The sequence below is a fragment of the Streptomyces lanatus genome, assembly GCF_014655715.1.
Lineage (GTDB): Bacteria > Actinomycetota > Actinomycetes > Streptomycetales > Streptomycetaceae > Streptomyces > Streptomyces lanatus.
Map to the genome: position 1 here is coordinate 627,364 of NZ_BNBM01000002.1, position 14,851 is coordinate 642,214.

The 14,851-nt window shown below is 71.4% G+C and carries 12 protein-coding genes, 1 tRNA gene and 1 pseudogene; 5 read left to right on the plus strand and 9 right to left on the minus strand.

All coding sequences use genetic code 11. From position 1 onward, the window contains the following. The first annotated feature begins 19 nt into the window (after positions 1–19). On the plus strand, positions 20–1,642 hold the full coding sequence (locus IE325_RS07955) for an FHA domain-containing protein (RefSeq protein ID WP_190069003.1): 1,623 nt from the start codon (positions 20–22) through the stop codon (positions 1,640–1,642). A 70-nt stretch (positions 1,643–1,712) separates the two neighbouring features. On the opposite strand, the gene IE325_RS07960 is transcribed toward IE325_RS07955, so the two are convergent. Further along, a complete protein-coding gene (locus tag IE325_RS07960) occupies positions 1,713–2,699 on the minus strand; it encodes a methyltransferase domain-containing protein (protein ID WP_190069004.1) in 987 nt (328 codons plus the stop codon). Positions 2,700–2,806: 107 nt separating this feature from the next. On the opposite strand from IE325_RS07960, the gene IE325_RS07965 reads away from it, so the two are divergent. Continuing rightward, on the plus strand, positions 2,807–3,220 hold the full coding sequence (locus tag IE325_RS07965; RefSeq protein ID WP_190069005.1) for a globin: 414 nt from the start codon (positions 2,807–2,809) through the stop codon (positions 3,218–3,220). A 74-nt stretch (positions 3,221–3,294) separates the two neighbouring features. Here the strand turns inward: IE325_RS07965 and IE325_RS07970 are convergent, their stop codons facing one another. Genes IE325_RS07970 through ettA form a run of 3 tightly spaced genes read right to left on the minus strand, consistent with a single transcriptional unit; the run spans position 3,295 to position 6,050 of the window. After that, positions 3,295–3,963, minus strand: a complete 669-nt coding sequence (locus IE325_RS07970; protein WP_190069006.1) for a DUF8185 domain-containing protein — start codon at positions 3,961–3,963, stop codon at positions 3,295–3,297. Next, complete coding sequence (locus IE325_RS07975) at positions 3,960–4,379, minus strand: acyl-CoA thioesterase (protein ID WP_190069007.1); 420 nt, start codon at positions 4,377–4,379, stop codon at positions 3,960–3,962. Before IE325_RS07975 ends, IE325_RS07970 begins: the two co-directional genes overlap by 4 nt. 6 nt (positions 4,380–4,385) lie before the next feature. After that, positions 4,386–6,050, minus strand: coding sequence for an energy-dependent translational throttle protein EttA (ettA, locus tag IE325_RS07980; protein WP_190069008.1), 1,665 nt, complete (start codon positions 6,048–6,050; stop codon positions 4,386–4,388). Positions 6,051–6,323: 273 nt separating this feature from the next. On the opposite strand from ettA, the gene IE325_RS07985 reads away from it, so the two are divergent. Then, positions 6,324–6,617, plus strand: coding sequence for a hypothetical protein (locus tag IE325_RS07985; RefSeq protein ID WP_190069009.1), 294 nt, complete (start codon positions 6,324–6,326; stop codon positions 6,615–6,617). A 342-nt stretch (positions 6,618–6,959) separates the two neighbouring features. Here IE325_RS07985 and IE325_RS07990 read toward each other — a convergent pair whose 3' ends face one another. The 4 genes from IE325_RS07990 to IE325_RS08005 all read right to left on the minus strand — a co-directional run bounded on the left by IE325_RS07990 (position 6,960) and on the right by IE325_RS08005 (position 13,413). Continuing rightward, on the minus strand, positions 6,960–8,384 hold the full coding sequence (locus tag IE325_RS07990) for a Cys-Gln thioester bond-forming surface protein (protein ID WP_190069010.1): 1,425 nt from the start codon (positions 8,382–8,384) through the stop codon (positions 6,960–6,962). Between the two features lie 290 nt (positions 8,385–8,674). Then, on the minus strand, positions 8,675–9,184 hold the full coding sequence (locus IE325_RS07995; protein WP_190069011.1) for a single-stranded DNA-binding protein: 510 nt from the start codon (positions 9,182–9,184) through the stop codon (positions 8,675–8,677). A 317-nt stretch (positions 9,185–9,501) separates the two neighbouring features. Beyond that, positions 9,502–11,298: a GTPase gene (locus IE325_RS08000; RefSeq protein WP_373315133.1), complete on the minus strand. Its 1,797-nt coding sequence runs from the start codon at positions 11,296–11,298 to the stop codon at positions 9,502–9,504. 507 nt (positions 11,299–11,805) lie between these two features. After that, the gene (locus tag IE325_RS08005) at positions 11,806–13,413 is read right to left on the minus strand and encodes a dynamin family protein (protein WP_190069013.1); all 1,608 of its coding nucleotides are present in this window, start codon (positions 13,411–13,413) and stop codon (positions 11,806–11,808) included. A gap of 321 nt (positions 13,414–13,734) precedes the next feature. Between IE325_RS08005 and IE325_RS08010 the strand changes: the two genes are divergently transcribed. Then, positions 13,735–13,807 (plus strand) — tRNA-Arg (locus IE325_RS08010). Between the two features lie 166 nt (positions 13,808–13,973). Then, positions 13,974–14,447, plus strand: a pseudogene (locus IE325_RS45995) (transposase); the annotation flags it as partial. Positions 14,448–14,534: 87 nt separating this feature from the next. On the opposite strand, the gene IE325_RS08020 reads toward IE325_RS45995, so the two are convergent. Continuing rightward, on the minus strand, positions 14,535–14,813 hold the full coding sequence (locus tag IE325_RS08020) for a hypothetical protein (RefSeq protein WP_190069014.1): 279 nt from the start codon (positions 14,811–14,813) through the stop codon (positions 14,535–14,537). Between the last annotated feature and the right edge of the window lie 38 nt (positions 14,814–14,851).

Sequence of the window (14,851 nt, forward strand, 5' to 3'; positions counted from 1 at the left end):
GAGAGGGGGAAGCGCCGACATGCCGACCTGCCCGAACGGACACCAGTCGGGTTCCGACGACTGGTGCGAGGTCTGCGGTCACCGCATGGCCGGTGCCGTACCCCCGCCCCCTCCGCCGCCGCCCCCGCCGGGCGGTGGCTACGGCTTCCCGCCACCCGGCGGTCCCGGTGGTCCCGGCCCTGGCCCTGGCCCCGGCCCGTCCGGTGGCCCGAACATGGGGCAGCCGGGCGGCCCGCCGCCCATGTCCGGTGGACTGGAGCCCGAGCTGTGCCCGCAGTGCCGTACGCCGCGTGAGGGCGGTGCGCCGTTCTGCGAGGAGTGCCGGTGGAACTTCCTGACCAACACCGCGACGTCGTACACCCCCGCCGCCCCGCGCCCACCGGCGCCCGGCGGCCCGGGCCTGCCGTCCCACTTCCAGCAGCAGTCGGGTCCCCCGCCGTCGTTCGGCGGCGGCGGTGACTCCTACGACTACCAGGGCTCGCGCCCGTCCCAGGTGAACCGCCCGGCGGAACCGATCCCGCAGTTCGGAGGGGATCCGCAGGGGCCGGGGGGTCCGGGTGGGCATGGTGGTCCCGGTGGCCCCGGTGGTCATGGCGCTCCGGGCGGTCCCGGTGGTCCTGGCCCTGGTCCCGGTGGCCCCGGTCCTGGCATGGGTGGCCCCGGCCCCGGTCCCGGTCAGGGCTTCGGCCCTGGCCCCGGTGGTCCGGGCGGCCCTGGCGGCTTCGGCGGGGGTCCCGGCGGTCCGGGCACCCACCCCGGCGCACCCGGCGGCGGCCCTGGAGCCCCCGGTGGTCCTGGCGGCCCCGGTGGTCCCGGCGGCCCTGGCGGCCCCGGTGGTCCCGGCATGAACGGCCCCTCCGGCTTCGGCGGCGACCCCTCGCGGCCGGTTCCGCCGCCGCCCGGCCCGACCCCGCCCGGCGTTCCGGGTGGCCCGGGTGGTCCCGGCATGCCCGGTGGCCCCGGCGCGACCGGCGGTGCTCCGCAGGCGTTCCACCCGGCCGGCCCCGGCCCGGTCGCCCCGCCGGCCCCGCCCGGGTTCGGTCAGGATCCGAACCGTCCGCAGCAGGGCGGCCCGTCCTTCGGCGGCGGTGACGACGACTGGATGATCTCCCCGCCGACGTCCGGCCCCGGCGGCCCGGGTGCCCCCGGCGCTCCCCCGCAGGGCGGCTACGGCTACCCGCAGCCCGGCGGGACCCAGGCCCCGCCGCCGCCCGGCCAGGGCTACCCGCAGCAGCCGACGACCTGGCTGGCGACCATCGGTCCGGACCGCGACTACTTCATGGCGATGATGCAGCGCTCCGGCCCCGAGGCCGCGGGCCTGAACCTGCCCGCGTACTCGCCCGAGCAGCAGCGCACGCTCACCGGCAACCAGGTCACCATCGGCCGCCGCCGCCACTCCACCGGCGAGTCCCCCGACATCGACCTGTCGGTGCCGCCGGAGGACCCGGGCGTCTCGCACCAGCACGCGGTCCTGGTCCAGCAGCCGGACGGCACCTGGGCGGTCGTCGACCAGAACTCGACGAACGGCACCACGGTGAACGGCTCCGAGGAGCCCATCCAGCCCTTCGTGCCGGTACCGCTGCAGGACGGCGACCGGGTGCACGTGGGGGCGTGGACGACGATCACGATCCGGCGCGGCTAGATCCCGAGCGACCCGTGAGGGGTCGGTCGTACGGCGATGAAGATCCGTACGACCGGCCCCTTCCGGCGTTTCAGCCGGGCAGCGGCCAGGCGTACGGCCCCTCGGGCTCGTCCAGCCACGCCCATTCGTGCTCGCCGCGGACCGTGATGCCGTACCGCTCCCGCTGGGGCTGCCCCTCGCGCTCCCAGAGTGTGTACGCCTCCTGGGGATCGAGGGTGCCGCGGGTCAGGGCGAGCAGGAAGCGGAACAGTTCGTGTTCCCGGGCCCGGCGCGGCAGACCGCCCATGCGCGGCGGCTCCGGCTCGCGGCGGCTGCCTCCGCGCAGGGGCACGAAGTAGGCGGGGGTGTGCAGGAACCGCCCCTCGGCGTGCTCGGCGTCCCGTACGGCGAGGGCGACCAGGCCGGTCGCGAGCGGGGTCAGGATCCGGCCGCCGGGGCGGCACTGGGCGAGCCAGGCGCGCGGGATCGACGGCAGGGTGCAGGTGGCGATGACGCGGTCGAAGGGGGCGCGCTCGGGTACGCCGCGCGCTCCGTCGCCGGTGACGACGGCGGGGTGGTACCCGGCGGCCGCCAGATGCCGTCGCGCCGACTCGGTGATCTCCGGCTCCAGGTCGATGGTGGTGACGAGGTCGTCGTCGCCGAGCCGGTGGGCGAGCAGGGCGGCGTTGTAGCCGGTGCCCGCGCCGATCTCCAGGACCCGGTCGCCGTCCCGTACCTCCAGCGCCACCAGCATCATCGCCATCAGGGACGGCTGGCTGCTGGAGGAGAGCAGTTCGCCGTCGCGCAGCCGGGTGGCCAGCGGGGCGTCGGCGTAGGCGCCGCGCACCCAGCGCTCGCGGGCGCCCGGATCGGGGTCCTGACCCCAGCGGCGCTCGTAGCCGCCGGTGACGCCGACGTAGTAGTACGGCACGAACAGGTGCCGCGGCACGGCCGCGAAGGACTCCCGCCATCCCGGGTCGCCGGCCCACGCCCCGCTCAGGTCGATCGCACGCACCAGCGCGGCCCGCGCCGAGGCGGCGAGGTCCTCCAGATCCCGGTCGAGGGCGTGCGCGCTCATACGTCCACTGTCCTGCGGGAGCCGGTACGAGGCGAGCGCCCCGCCGGACAGCCGCTGCCGGATGGCTGGTCCTAAGCCTTGAGTCCTCGGTCTCCGCGTCTGAGACCATGGAGAGCGTGAATGAGATTCGGCGCGGCACGCTTCAGGAGCAGACCTTCTACGAGCAGGTCGGCGGGGAGGAGACCTTCCGTCGGCTCGTTCACCGTTTCTACGAGGGTGTCGCCGACGACCCGCTGCTGAAGCCCATGTACCCCGAGGAGGACCTGGGCCCGGCCGAGGAGCGCCTGACTCTCTTCCTCATCCAGTACTGGGGCGGCCCGACCACATACAGCGAGAACCGCGGCCACCCCCGTCTGCGCATGCGCCACGCCCCCTTCACCGTCGACCGCGCGGCGCACGACGCCTGGCTGAAGCACATGCGGGTCGCCGTCGACGAGCTCGGCCTCTCCGAGGAGCACGAGCGGACGCTGTGGAGCTATCTGACATACGCGGCGGCATCGATGGTGAACACGGCGGGCTGATCCCCTGGCAGAGCTGGCGGCGGCCCGTATCGGCCACCCCACAGCAGTCCTCCGTCAGGGCGCAGAACGTCGTTTCAGCGGACGCTGACGTCCAGCGCCCCGAGCCCCGCACGCCGTACCGCGATCGACCCGTACGGCGTGCGCAGCCGTAGCCACGCGCCGGACGAGAGCAGCGCCAACTCGTCGGTGGCGCGCAGGAATCCGAGGGACTGGGCCGCGTGCACGGCCCGTACCGGAAGGTGTGTGTCCCCGACCGTCCGGGACCAGATCTCCCGCCCGATGCGGTCGAGTTCGGCGCGGGTACGCCGTTCCTCCGGCAACTCCCCGGTACGGGACCGGAATTCGGCGATCCCAGCCCCGATCATCGCCCGCAGGGCGTCGGGCGCGGGCAGCCCCGGCACGGGCCGCCAGCCGCCGCGCGGCGGGAGCACCCCGGCCCACGGCGGCCCGGTCACGGCTTCCGGTACGACGGCGGTGGCCGCCGACTCGTCCACGGACTCCAGGAGCTCACCTGCGGAGACGGTCACGTCCAGCGTGACGTCGAGCCCGTTCTCGTACGGCTTCGCCAGCCGTACGGCACGGATCGCCAGCACCTCGAAGGACGGCGGGCGGCCGAAGACGGCGAGTGCGGTGCCGGCCGCCTGGAGGCGGACCGCGGCGCCCCGGTCGTAGTGGAGCAGCCGGGAGAGGAAGGCCGCGAGATCCGCCGCCTCCCCCTCGTCGGCGAGGTGGAGGACCGTCATGCGGCGACGGCCTCCTCCTGTTCGGCCGCGTCGTCCATGTACTCGCGGAGGAACTCCTTCTCCTCCGCGGTGATCCGGCGCGGCCGCTCCGCCTCGAAGTCGAAGGGGACGACCACGGTCGAGGCCCGGACGTAGACGACGTCGTCGTCCTTCACCTCACAGGTGATGGTGAAGGACGCCGCCCTGATCTCGGTGATCCACAGCTCTATGTCGACCGGGTGGTGCCGGTGGACGAGCTGCCGCTTGTAGTCGATCTCGTGGCGCGCCACCACCGACCCCTGCCGGAAGTCCTTCTCCGGACGGAACAGGAAGTCGATACGGGCTTCCTCCAGGTAGCGGACGAAGACCGCGTTGTTGACATGCCCGTACGCGTCCATGTCGGACCAGCGCAGGGGGCAGCGGTAGATATGGCGCAAGATCGATCAGCCCCGGGTCAGCTTCTTGTAGGTGGCACGGTGCGGACGGGCGGCGTCCGGGCCGAGCCGCTCGATCTTGTTCTTCTCGTACGACTCGAAGTTGCCCTCGAACCAGAACCACTTGGACTCACCCTCGTAGGCGAGGATGTGCGTGGCCACTCGGTCCAGGAACCACCGGTCGTGGGAGACGACCACGGCCGCACCGGGGAACTCCAGGAGCGCGTTCTCCAGGCTCGACAGGGTCTCGACGTCCAGGTCGTTCGTCGGCTCGTCGAGGAGCAGGAGGTTGCCGCCCTGCTTGAGGGTGAGCGCGAGGTTGAGGCGGTTGCGCTCACCACCGGAGAGGACACCGGCCGGCTTCTGCTGGTCGGGGCCCTTGAAGCCGAAGGCGGACACATACGCCCGGCTCGGCATCTCGACCTGACCGACATTGATGTAGTCGAGTTCGTCGGAGACGACCGCCCACAGGGTCTTCTTCGGGTCGATGTTGGCGCGGCTCTGGTCGACGTACGAGATCTTGACGGTCTCGCCGACCTTGATGTCGCCGGAGTCCGGGGTCTCAAGGCCCTGGATCATCTTGAAGAGGGTGGTCTTGCCGGCGCCGTTGGGGCCGATGACACCGACGATGCCGTTACGCGGCAGCGTGAAGCTCAGATCATCGATCAGGACCTTGTCGCCGAAGCCCTTGGTGAGGTTGGAGACCTCGACGACGATGCTGCCGAGCCGGGGGCCCGGCGGGATCTGGATCTCCTCGAAGTCCAGCTTCCGCATCTTGTCGGCCTCGGCGGCCATCTCCTCGTAACGGGCCAGGCGCGCCTTGGACTTGGCCTGACGCCCCTTGGCGTTGGAGCGCACCCACTCAAGCTCTTCCTTGAGCCGCTTCGCCCGCTTGGCGTCCTTCTGGCCCTCGACCTTGAGACGGGTCTGCTTGGTCTCCAGGTACTTGGAGTAGTTGCCCTCGTAGCCGTGCAGGCGGCCGCGGTCGACCTCGCAGATCCAGCCGGCCACGTTGTCCAGGAAGTACCGGTCGTGGGTCACGGCCACGATGGTGCCCTCGTACTTGGCGAGGTGCTGCTCCAGCCAGTTCACCGACTCGGCGTCGAGGTGGTTGGTGGGCTCGTCGAGGAGCAGCAGGTCGGGGGCCTCCAGCAGCAGCTTGCACAGCGCGACGCGGCGCTTCTCACCACCGGAGAGGTTGACCACGGGCCAGTCGCCGGGCGGGCACCCGAGCGCGTCCATGGCCTGCTCGAGCTGGGCGTCGAGGTCCCAGGCGTTGGAGTGGTCGAGGTCCTCCTGGAGCTTGCCCATCTCCTCGAGCAGCGCGTCGGAGTAGTCGGTGGCCATCAGCTCGGCGATCTCGTTGAACCGGTCGAGCTTGCCCTTGACCTCGGCGACGCCCTCCTGGACGTTCTCCAGGACCGTCTTGTCCTCGTCGAGCTTGGGCTCCTGCATCAGGATGCCGACGGTGTACCCGGGCGACAGGAAGGCATCGCCGTTCGACGGCTGCTCCAGCCCTGCCATGATCTTCAGGATGGTCGACTTACCGGCTCCGTTCGGGCCGACCACACCGATCTTCGCGCCGGGCAGGAAGTTCAGCGAGACGTCGTCAAGGATGACCTTGTCGCCGATTGCCTTGCGCGTCTTGCGCATGGTGTAGATGTACTCAGCCAAGAGAAACCGTCCGGCAGCTTGAAATCAGGCAGTGGGCAGATACACCCCATCTTGCCCGACGTCCAGCCCGCGACGGAAACCCATATCCCCAGACGCTTCTGACCTGCGGTTTTACCTGCGGTCGCACAGGGGTGGGTCTTCGAGCCTCACACAAGAGTGGATCAATTTCCGGCGCGTCGTACAGACATGTCCTAATTTTTCACATTAGCCTCTCGTAACTGTACGAAGTCGATCTCTCACGGATCGCACTCACCTCACTCCATCGGAGATGACATGCACAAGCTCCACAAGGCTGCGGTAGTAGTCGTCGCCCTTGGCAGCGTCGGTCTCATGAGCGCCGGCACCGCCACCGCCCAGGGCCTCGACGGGCACGGCGGCAAGGGCGGGGACAAGGTCAGCGTGCTGCAGAGCTCGAACTGCAAGTCGCACGACCTGAACGTCGATGTCCTCGGCCAGGTCGGCATCCTCAACGGCGCCCTCGGCAACGCGCTCAACGGCGAGGGCAACACGGGCGCGCAGGACACCCACATCGGCTCGACGATGGGCTGCGACAACAGCGCCTTCTGAGCCGCACCTTGGCACGGGGCCTCTGGCCATGTCCCACGCCGTGACTGACGGCGTGGGACGGGTGCGGACCGGTGCCCAGGCGAAACCCACCGGTGGAGTACGGGCCGCAGCACGCGGTTCTTGGGTTGTTCCGCCGATGACAACGCACCGGAGCCTGACCAGCCGCGCCGACCGGGCTACAGGCCGATACCGACCCCCAGAGGTTTCCGGAACCGGTCAGGGGCCGACCCGCGAGAGTGGGGTCGGCCCCTGACCGGTGTCTTGCCGGGGCTCGGGCCTGGCGGCGTGGCGCGGGGCGTCGGGCGAGGTCCTCGACGGGGCCGGCCGGCCGGGGCGCCGGGGTCAGTCCTGGCTCGCCGCTTCCTTCTTCCGTACGTAGAGCAGGGCCGCGCCGCCGATCACGACCAGGCCGATGGCCGTGCCCGCGATCAGGGGGGTCACGCTGGAGCCGCCGGTCGCCGCGAGGTTGGTGTCGTCGGACGCCGAACCGACCGTGGCGGGGCTCGGCTCACTGACGGTCTGGGTCACGGTGCCCGCCGCCTCGGCCTCGCCCACCTGCGTCATGCAGTCCAGCACACCGGCGAACCGCTTCTCGAAGCCATCCGGCCCCTCGATGGTGAAGTCGTAGGCCTGGTCCTCCTGGAGCGGGACCGTCACCGTGCGCGAGGCGCCCGCCGGGATGCTGTACTCGATGCCGAGCAGCTCGAAGGTGAAGGGCGCGTCGCCCTTGTTGGCCGCGGTGATGTCGACACCGCCCTTGTCGCAGTTCTCCACCGCGGACAGCGCCGGTATCGCACCGGTCTCCGCCCAGCTCGCGCTCGCCGTCGCCGAGACGGTCGACTCGCTGGAGCCGGCCAGGATCTGCGTCTGGCTGCGGCTCTCGGCGGCGAAGGCCCGCCCCACCGGCACGGTGGTGGAGGCCTGCACGGTCAGTTCGGCCTGGCCGTCCGTCGCGTCCTCGGGCACCTCGAAGAAGACCTGGCCGCCGTCCGCCGCGGTCGTGACGGCCTTGCCGTCCTTGTCCACGATCCGCACCCCGCTGGTGGCGGCGTCCGCGGGCGGGGTCAGTGTCACGGTGTCCGCGTTGGTGTGGACCGTCACCGGTCCGAGCCGCTCACCGGCGTGTCCGGAGACCGCGGGCGGGTCCAGCTTCAGCGACGCCTCGGGCTCGGCCACGTCCTGGGCGCTCTTCTCCAGGTAGTCCGCGAGCTTCTCGGCCTGCGGGTCGGCGGCGTCGACCTTGACGCCGTCCGAGTAGCGCCAGATGGCCACCTGGGTGCCGGCCGCCGCGTCCTGCTCGGTGAGGCCGCCCTTGAAGCCCGCCTTCCCGGCCAGCGCCGCGAGGTCGTTCACCTGCGGGTAGGAGTTCTGCAGGATCCAGCGGATCCGGCCGGCGTTCTTGTTGGCGCCGAGCGAGGTGCCGCTCCAGGGCGTCTCGTGGTACTTGGCGTCGCGCTGCGTGGGGTTGTGGATGTCGACGCAGTACGTCTGCAGCATGCCGCCGCCGTCGACGGACATCTCGAACAGGCCGGCCGAGAGCTCCTGGTCGCCTGAGTCGGCGTGGACGACCGCGGCGCCGTACGTCTTGAGGCCACCTATCGTGGCGGTCGCGCCGCCCTGACTCGGCACTGCCGCGTCGGCCGCGGGCGCGGCCACCGCGGTGCCGGCCAGCACCGTGGCGGTGACGAGCCCGGACGCCAGGGTCGCGGCGGCGAGGCGGGCCGCCCCTCGTCCGCGCGCCGACAGCGCTGAGAACGCAGCAAACACAGAATTCCCCTTCGAGCAGGACCCGTTGACGTGGGGGTACGGTCCCACCAGCAGAATCTTCGAGGTCCGAAGGGCCCCGAGAGCCCCGAGAGTCCCGAGAGCTATGTCCGGCATCCTAGGGACGCGGCGCACCACGCTTCCCTGGGATCCCGTTCGAGGGGCCGATCCGACTCGGAATCGTTATCGCCAAGATCCCTTGCGAGCAGGGCTTATCGACAAATCCACCGGGGTCGTTCGGTGCGCATTCGTCGATAAGCCGCAGTTCGGTCAGGGTCGGGCGGTGACTGACGTCACGTCACCGCCATTGGTTCCTGGGCCTGTTGGGCGGGGGCGTCGCCGACGTCGACGGTGTCGGCCGGTGGTGTCTCCCAGTCGGGTTCGGGTCGCGGGGGTGAGGTGGCGGTCCCCGGTGCGCCGATGTTCCCCGTTGTGCCCGCTTCCGGCCTGGTCGCGCGGCGGAACGCCGAAGTGCCGCGCGCGAGATCGTGGCCGATGGCCAGCGCGTCGATGTCGGCGGAGGTCCAGCTCTGCCCCTCCCGTACGTCCGAGCGCACCTTGAGCCTGCCCTGCACCACGACCGGATCGCCGACGTTCAGCGACGCGGCGGCGTTCGTCGCGAGCTGGCGATTGGCCCACACCGTGAAGAAGTTGGTGTGGCCGTCGGTCCACTCGTTCTTCCCGCGGTCCAGATAGCGCGAGGTCACCGCCAGCCGGAAACGGGCGGACGGCCCCGTCGTCAGCTCCCGGTACACCGGCTGTGTCGCCACATTGCCCACCGCGCAGATGATCGTCTCGTTCATCTCTAACCCCTCCCTCGCCGCCCGGCCTGTCCCGGCGGGCGGATACGCGTACGGGCCCGTCCCGTACGGCTGCGTCCGGCTGACGACGGCGCACCACGTCCGTATGTCCTGGTGCGCCGCCGTCACAGCGGCCGACCGCGTGCGTCTCGTCCATCACGTCGGTTTGTTAGTCCGTCCGTCACGTCCGTCGCGATCGCCGCGAAGCCAGACTGCCTCCATCGAGCCGAGCCCGCTGAGCCCTGTGGACGACCGCCCGCCTGTGGATATCTCCGTCACTCGTCCGGGCGTCGACCTCGCTCACCCCCGCTGATCTCCGCTCATCTCCGAGTGGCCCCCACCCCCATCACCCGCCCGTACTGCTCCCGAACCTCCCGGTAGCGCAGCAGCTCCGCCGCGACCGGATCCAGTACCCGGGCCCGCCCGCAGCCGGCCGCCGCCTCCCGCAGTCGCCGTTCCGCGTCCAGGCCGTACCGCCGGGCCGGCCCCCGTGCCGCCATCCGGCAGCTCCACTCGACGAGCGGGCCGCCCGCGATTCCGGCCACCATCAGCAGCACCGGCACGCCCAGGTTGGGCTCCATGACCCCGACGATCTGCGCCACCAGCCACAGCCCGCCCACGATCTGAAGGATCGTCATGGCGGCCTGCACCAGTACGGCCGCCGGCCACCAGCCCGGCCGTGGCGGGCGCCCCGGCGGAAGTCCGGCCCGCGCGGCCATCTCGTCCAGCGCCTCGGGCAGCCCCTGGGCTCCCCGTACGGCCGCCTCGCGCACCGCCTGCGCCCACGGCGACGGCAGCCCGGCCGACGCACGATCCGCGACCGTGCGCACCGCCTGCTCGACGCGCTGGCGCGCGGTGGCCTCCTCGTCGGTCTGGGCCCGCAGGGACAGCCGTCCCGTCGGTGGTTCGCTGCGATCCTGGTACCAGCGATACAGCCGCAGCCACGGCGTCCCGCACGCGCGTCCGGCGTTGCGCAGCCAGGCCCGCTCGGCGGCCTCGCCCGCGGCGGTGGCGCCGATGGCGTCCGCGAGCCGGGCGGAGAACTCGTCCCGCGCCTCCTCGCTTAGCCCGGTCCGCTTACGGGCCGCGTACACGGGCCGCAGCCCCATCCCGGCGGCGTCCACATCGGCCGAGATCCGGCGCGCCGCGGCCCCGCGTTCGGCCACGAACTCCCCGAGCGCCTCCCGCAGATCACCGACCCCGTCCCCGGTGAGCGCGGACAGCGCGAGCACGACCGCGCCCGGTTCACCGTGCTCGCCCAGGGCGATGCCGTCCTCGTCGAGCAGCCGCCGAAGGTCGTCGAGGACCTGGTCGGTGGCCTCCCCGGGCAGCCGGTCGGTCTGGTTGAGGACGACGAACATGATCTCGGCGTGGCCCGCCATGGGCCGCAGATAGCGCTCGTGCAGAACGGCGTCGGCGTACTTCTCGGGGTCGACGACCCAGATGACCGCGTCGACGAGCGCCAGTACGCGGTCGACCTGTTCACGATGCTGTACGGCCGCCGAGTCGTGGTCGGGCAGATCGACCAGGACGAGCCCGCGCAGCTGCCCGTCGGCGACCGAGTTCTGCGCGGGGCGGCGCCGCAGCCGGGGCGGGATGCCGAGCCGGTCGATGAGGCCGGCCGCGCCGTCGCTCCAACTGCACGCGAGGGGCGAGGCCGTGGTGGGCCGTCGTACGCCCGTCTCCGAGATGGTCACGCCGGCGAGCGCGTTGAACAGCTGCGACTTGCCGCTGCCCGTGGCGCCGGCGATGGCGACGACCGTGTGCTGCCCGGAGAGCCTGCGCCGCGCCGCCGCCTCGTCGAGCACCCGGCCCGCCTCGCCGAGCGTCTTGTTGTCGAGCCGGGTGCGCGAGAGGCCGACGAGTTCACGCAGCGCGTCGAGCCGCGACCGCAGCGCCCCGTCGTAGGCGAGCGGCGTCACGACCTGCGCACCGGTGGAGGCGCGGGGCTCGACGGCGGCGGGCGGCTCCAGGGGGGCGCCTTCGTTCACCCGCCGCGCGATCAGGCCGTCGTCCCAGGGGGTGGTGGGTTCGGCGTCGGAGGGGGCGGTGGGATCCGGGCGGGGGGACGGGGACGCCTTGCGAGGTGGGGCTTCCTTGCGAGGTGTGGTTTCCATACGAGGCGGGGGTTCCCTGCGGGGAGAGGCCTCCGTGCGGCGGGGTGCGCCGTCGCTCTCCTTGGGGACGCTGGGGACGCTGCCCCGCGCGGGCGTGTCGTGGTCATGGCGATGGTCGTGGTCGGCCTTGCGGCCGCCGGGGTCGGGGACGCTCGCGCGCGGGACCCCGTCGGTGTCGCCCGGACGGCTGTCGGCCGAGTCGGGGGCGGAGCCATGCGCGGGCGTGTCGTGGTCGGCCTCCACGCGTGCGTGGCCGTCGGTCACGCGACCCTCCCACTTGGCCAGCTTTCGCCAGAGCTTGCGCTTCTCCGGCTCGTCGTCGGCCACGAAGTCCTCGCTCTCGCCGCGCTGCTCGCCGGTGGTGCGAGCGTCGTCCGAGGGAAAGCCGTTGGCGGAGGTGCGCTCCGCAGGGATGTCGTTCACGCGGTCGTCGTCCTTGGTGGCGCGGTCCTCCTGCTGCTGATCGGCGTGTTCGGTGTGGTCCTGGTCAGTGACGGCGGTCACCGGTCACCTCTCCTTCTGCAGTACGGACAGCGCGGCGATGAGTTCGGCCTGGGGATCCGGGTGGACCTCCAGGGCATCGAGCGGGGCGAGCCGTCGCTCGCGTTCGTTGTGCATGACCCGGTCGAGGTGCTCGTTGAGCAGCCGCCCCGCGCGGTCGCGCAGTCGCAGCGCCCCGTGCGCCCCGATCCGCTCGGCGAGCCCCTCCCCCGCGTTCCGCGCCCGGCGGGCGCCCAGCAGGGCGGTGGCGACGAGGGCGGTGACGACCTCGGGGTCCGGGGCGACGCTGCGGTCGAGGTAGCTCACCTCGTCCTCGGCGTACTCCTCCAGCTCGCGCCGCCAGCGCCGTACGGCCACGCCGATGCGGTGCTCGACGCCGGCGGGCTTCGGTTCACGGACCGTCAGCTCGGGCGCGGCCGAGGCGGGTTCGCGCCGCCAGACGTCGTCGACGCGCTCATCGGCGGCGGTGACGGCGCACAGCAGGAGCGTGCTCAGGCTCTCCACCAGCGAATCGAGGAGCTCACCGGCGGAGCAGTCGAGCGGGAAGGCACGCCAGCGCTTGAGGGCGTCACCGGCGAGTACGGCGCCGGCCTGGAGGCGGCCACGCACGCGTGCGTACTCGCTGTCGTAGGCGCCGTCCACGGCGGAGGTGAGCCGTAGCGCGGCCGCGTACTGGGCGGCGGAGGCGGCGGCGAGCTCGGGCAGGCGGGCCTTGAGGGAGTCGAGGAGGCCGTAGGCGGTACGGGCCATGGAGTGGTCGCGGGCCGCCGGGTCCTGGGCCTGATGGGTGAGCCAGCTGCGCAGCGAGGCCACGGCGGTGGCCGGCAGCAGTCCGCCGCCCCAGGCGGACTCGGGCAGCTCGGGCACGGTGAAACGGGGTACCTCACCGAGGCCGGCCTTGGTGAGGAGCGCCCCGTACTGCCTCGATACGTCGGAGACGACCTGATGGGGAACCCGGTCCAGGACGGTCACGAGGGTGGCGTCGTACTCCTTGGCGGTGCGCAGCAGATGCCAGGGGACGGCGTCGGCGTAACGGGCCGCCGTGGTGACCATGATCCAGATGTCGGCCGCGCAGATCAGCTGGGCCGCGAGGGCACGGTTGTCCTCGACGAGGGAGTCGATGTCGGGCGCGTCGAGGAGGGCGAGCCCGGCCGGCAGGGTGTCGGCGGTCTCGATCCGCAGCACGCGCGAGGCGTCCTCACCGGGCAGCATCAGCTCCTCGCCCGGGTCGTGTTCGGGTACCCACACGCGCGTGAGGTCGGGCAGGACGCGCATCCCGCTGAACCAGTGATGGTCCTCCGGGTGGCAGACCAGCACCGGGTTGCGCGTGGTCGGCCGCAGTACGCCCGCCTCCGTCACGCGCCGGCCCACCAGAGAGTTGACGAGCGTCGACTTGCCGGCGCCGGTGGATCCTCCCACCACGGCCAGCAGTGGCGCTTCGGGCTCTTTGAGGCGGGGCACCAAATAGTCGTCGAGCTGCGCGAGGAGTTCATCGCGGTTGGCACGCGCGCGTGGCGCCCCCGCCAGGGGCAGCGGGAAGCGTGCGGCCGCGACACGGTCGCGCAGGGCGGAAAGTGCGTCGAGCAACTGAGGCCGTACGTCCAAGGTCACCACATGCGAAGAATGCCCAATTTTAGGGGAATTCTGAAGCATATGAGCATGTCTGCGCGCCGATAGGACACAAGGGACGGAAGGGGCGACTGGGACACAGGCACAGTCCAGGCATAACGAGTGCACAACACCCGGGTCGCGAGAGGCCAAAAGCGGTGCACGATTCGTACCTGCCTGCGATTATCAGGACCGCTTCACCGAACCTCCACATCGAGGCACGGAGGCGAAGCAACAGGGACACGGATGCGGGAGCCCTATCCTTGTCCCCGGCAACGTCACGGATCCGCCCACACCCGGACCCCACGACAGAGGCCAACACGACCGGCCCCCGTAGCTCAGTGGATAGAGCAGGCGCCTTCTAAGCGCTTGGCCGCAGGTTCGAGTCCTGCCGGGGGCGCCCAGTCTCCGCCCTCCTTCGGGAGGGCGTTTTTGCTGTTCGGGCGGGTTTCACGGAACGCGACAAAGCCTAGGCACTCCCCTGCCGAACGTGGGAGGACTCCGAAGCCGTCCGACTTCACCGGGTTTCTGCGGGTCGCCATGTCGAGTACGGGTCGAAGTCTTTCGCCAGAGGATGGATCAGTCGGCGTCGGAGAGCTCAGGTAGATCCCCCGGCGGCTTCGAGCCGCCTCTCAGGTCCGGCAACTGCTCATCGACCCACCACCGACCGCAACGGACTGCCCCTTTCCTTGGGGATCTCCGCCTCCAACGCACATGACAGCCTCGGGCTGCAGCCGCTCGTGCGCGGCATCCCTCCTATCCGCTCCCGCCGCGGACCTCGCCGCCGCCCGGCCAAGCTGCATGCCGACAAGAGCTACGACCACGACCACCTGCGGAGATGGCTGCGCGGACGCGGTCTCTGTCACCGCATCGGCCGCAAAGGGATCGACTCCTCACAGCACCCGGGCCGACACAGCTGGGTGGTCGAGCGCACAGTGTCCTGGCTGGCCGGCTGCCGACGACTTCACCACCGCTACGAACGAAAGCCCGAGCACTTCCTCGCCTTCGTCGGTATCGCTGCCGTTCTCATCGGCCACTGACGGCTACGACCTGGGACGCGGACCGGTGACCAACCCGGCGGCCGGTGATCAGTTGTGGCGGAACTGCACCGCCGTCCGCTGACGTATTCAGTTCTCTTCGTCCCCGACCAAGCCGATGGCAAAGGGGAACGACTCCAGGAACTCCCGCCGCGCAGGATCTTCCTCCGCCTCGGCCAAGCCTGCGAGTGCTTGCAGGAGCCGTTCGCGCTGGTCTGAGGGCAGTTGCAGCAGTACCCCGCCCACGCTCTCCATCGTCTTCACAGCGGAGTCGGGATCCACCTCCTCGTCCCCACAGCTCTCCAGCCACCGAACGACGTCAACGAGCAGGCCGGTAAGTGCCGGCACGAGCGGATCCAAGTCAGTCATCCGTGCAAGCTAGCCGACCCCTACGACATCACGTCCTG

Excerpts from the sequence above, each read along its gene's own strand:
- IE325_RS07985 (WP_190069009.1), top strand. The coding sequence starts at position 6,324 with ATGCACAAGCTCCACAAGGCTGCGGTAGTAGTCGTCGCCCTTGGCAGC.
- IE325_RS08000 (WP_373315133.1), bottom strand. The coding sequence starts at position 11,298 with ATGGAAACCACACCTCGCAAGGAAGCCCCACCTCGCAAGGCGTCCCCG.
- IE325_RS07965 (WP_190069005.1), top strand. The coding sequence starts at position 2,807 with ATGGAGAGCGTGAATGAGATTCGGCGCGGCACGCTTCAGGAGCAGACC.
- IE325_RS07970 (WP_190069006.1), bottom strand. The coding sequence starts at position 3,963 with ATGACGGTCCTCCACCTCGCCGACGAGGGGGAGGCGGCGGATCTCGCG.
- IE325_RS08020 (WP_190069014.1), bottom strand. The coding sequence starts at position 14,813 with ATGACTGACTTGGATCCGCTCGTGCCGGCACTTACCGGCCTGCTCGTT.
- IE325_RS07960 (WP_190069004.1), bottom strand. The coding sequence starts at position 2,699 with ATGAGCGCGCACGCCCTCGACCGGGATCTGGAGGACCTCGCCGCCTCG.
- IE325_RS07955 (WP_190069003.1), top strand. The coding sequence starts at position 20 with ATGCCGACCTGCCCGAACGGACACCAGTCGGGTTCCGACGACTGGTGC.
- IE325_RS07995 (WP_190069011.1), bottom strand. The coding sequence starts at position 9,184 with ATGAACGAGACGATCATCTGCGCGGTGGGCAATGTGGCGACACAGCCG.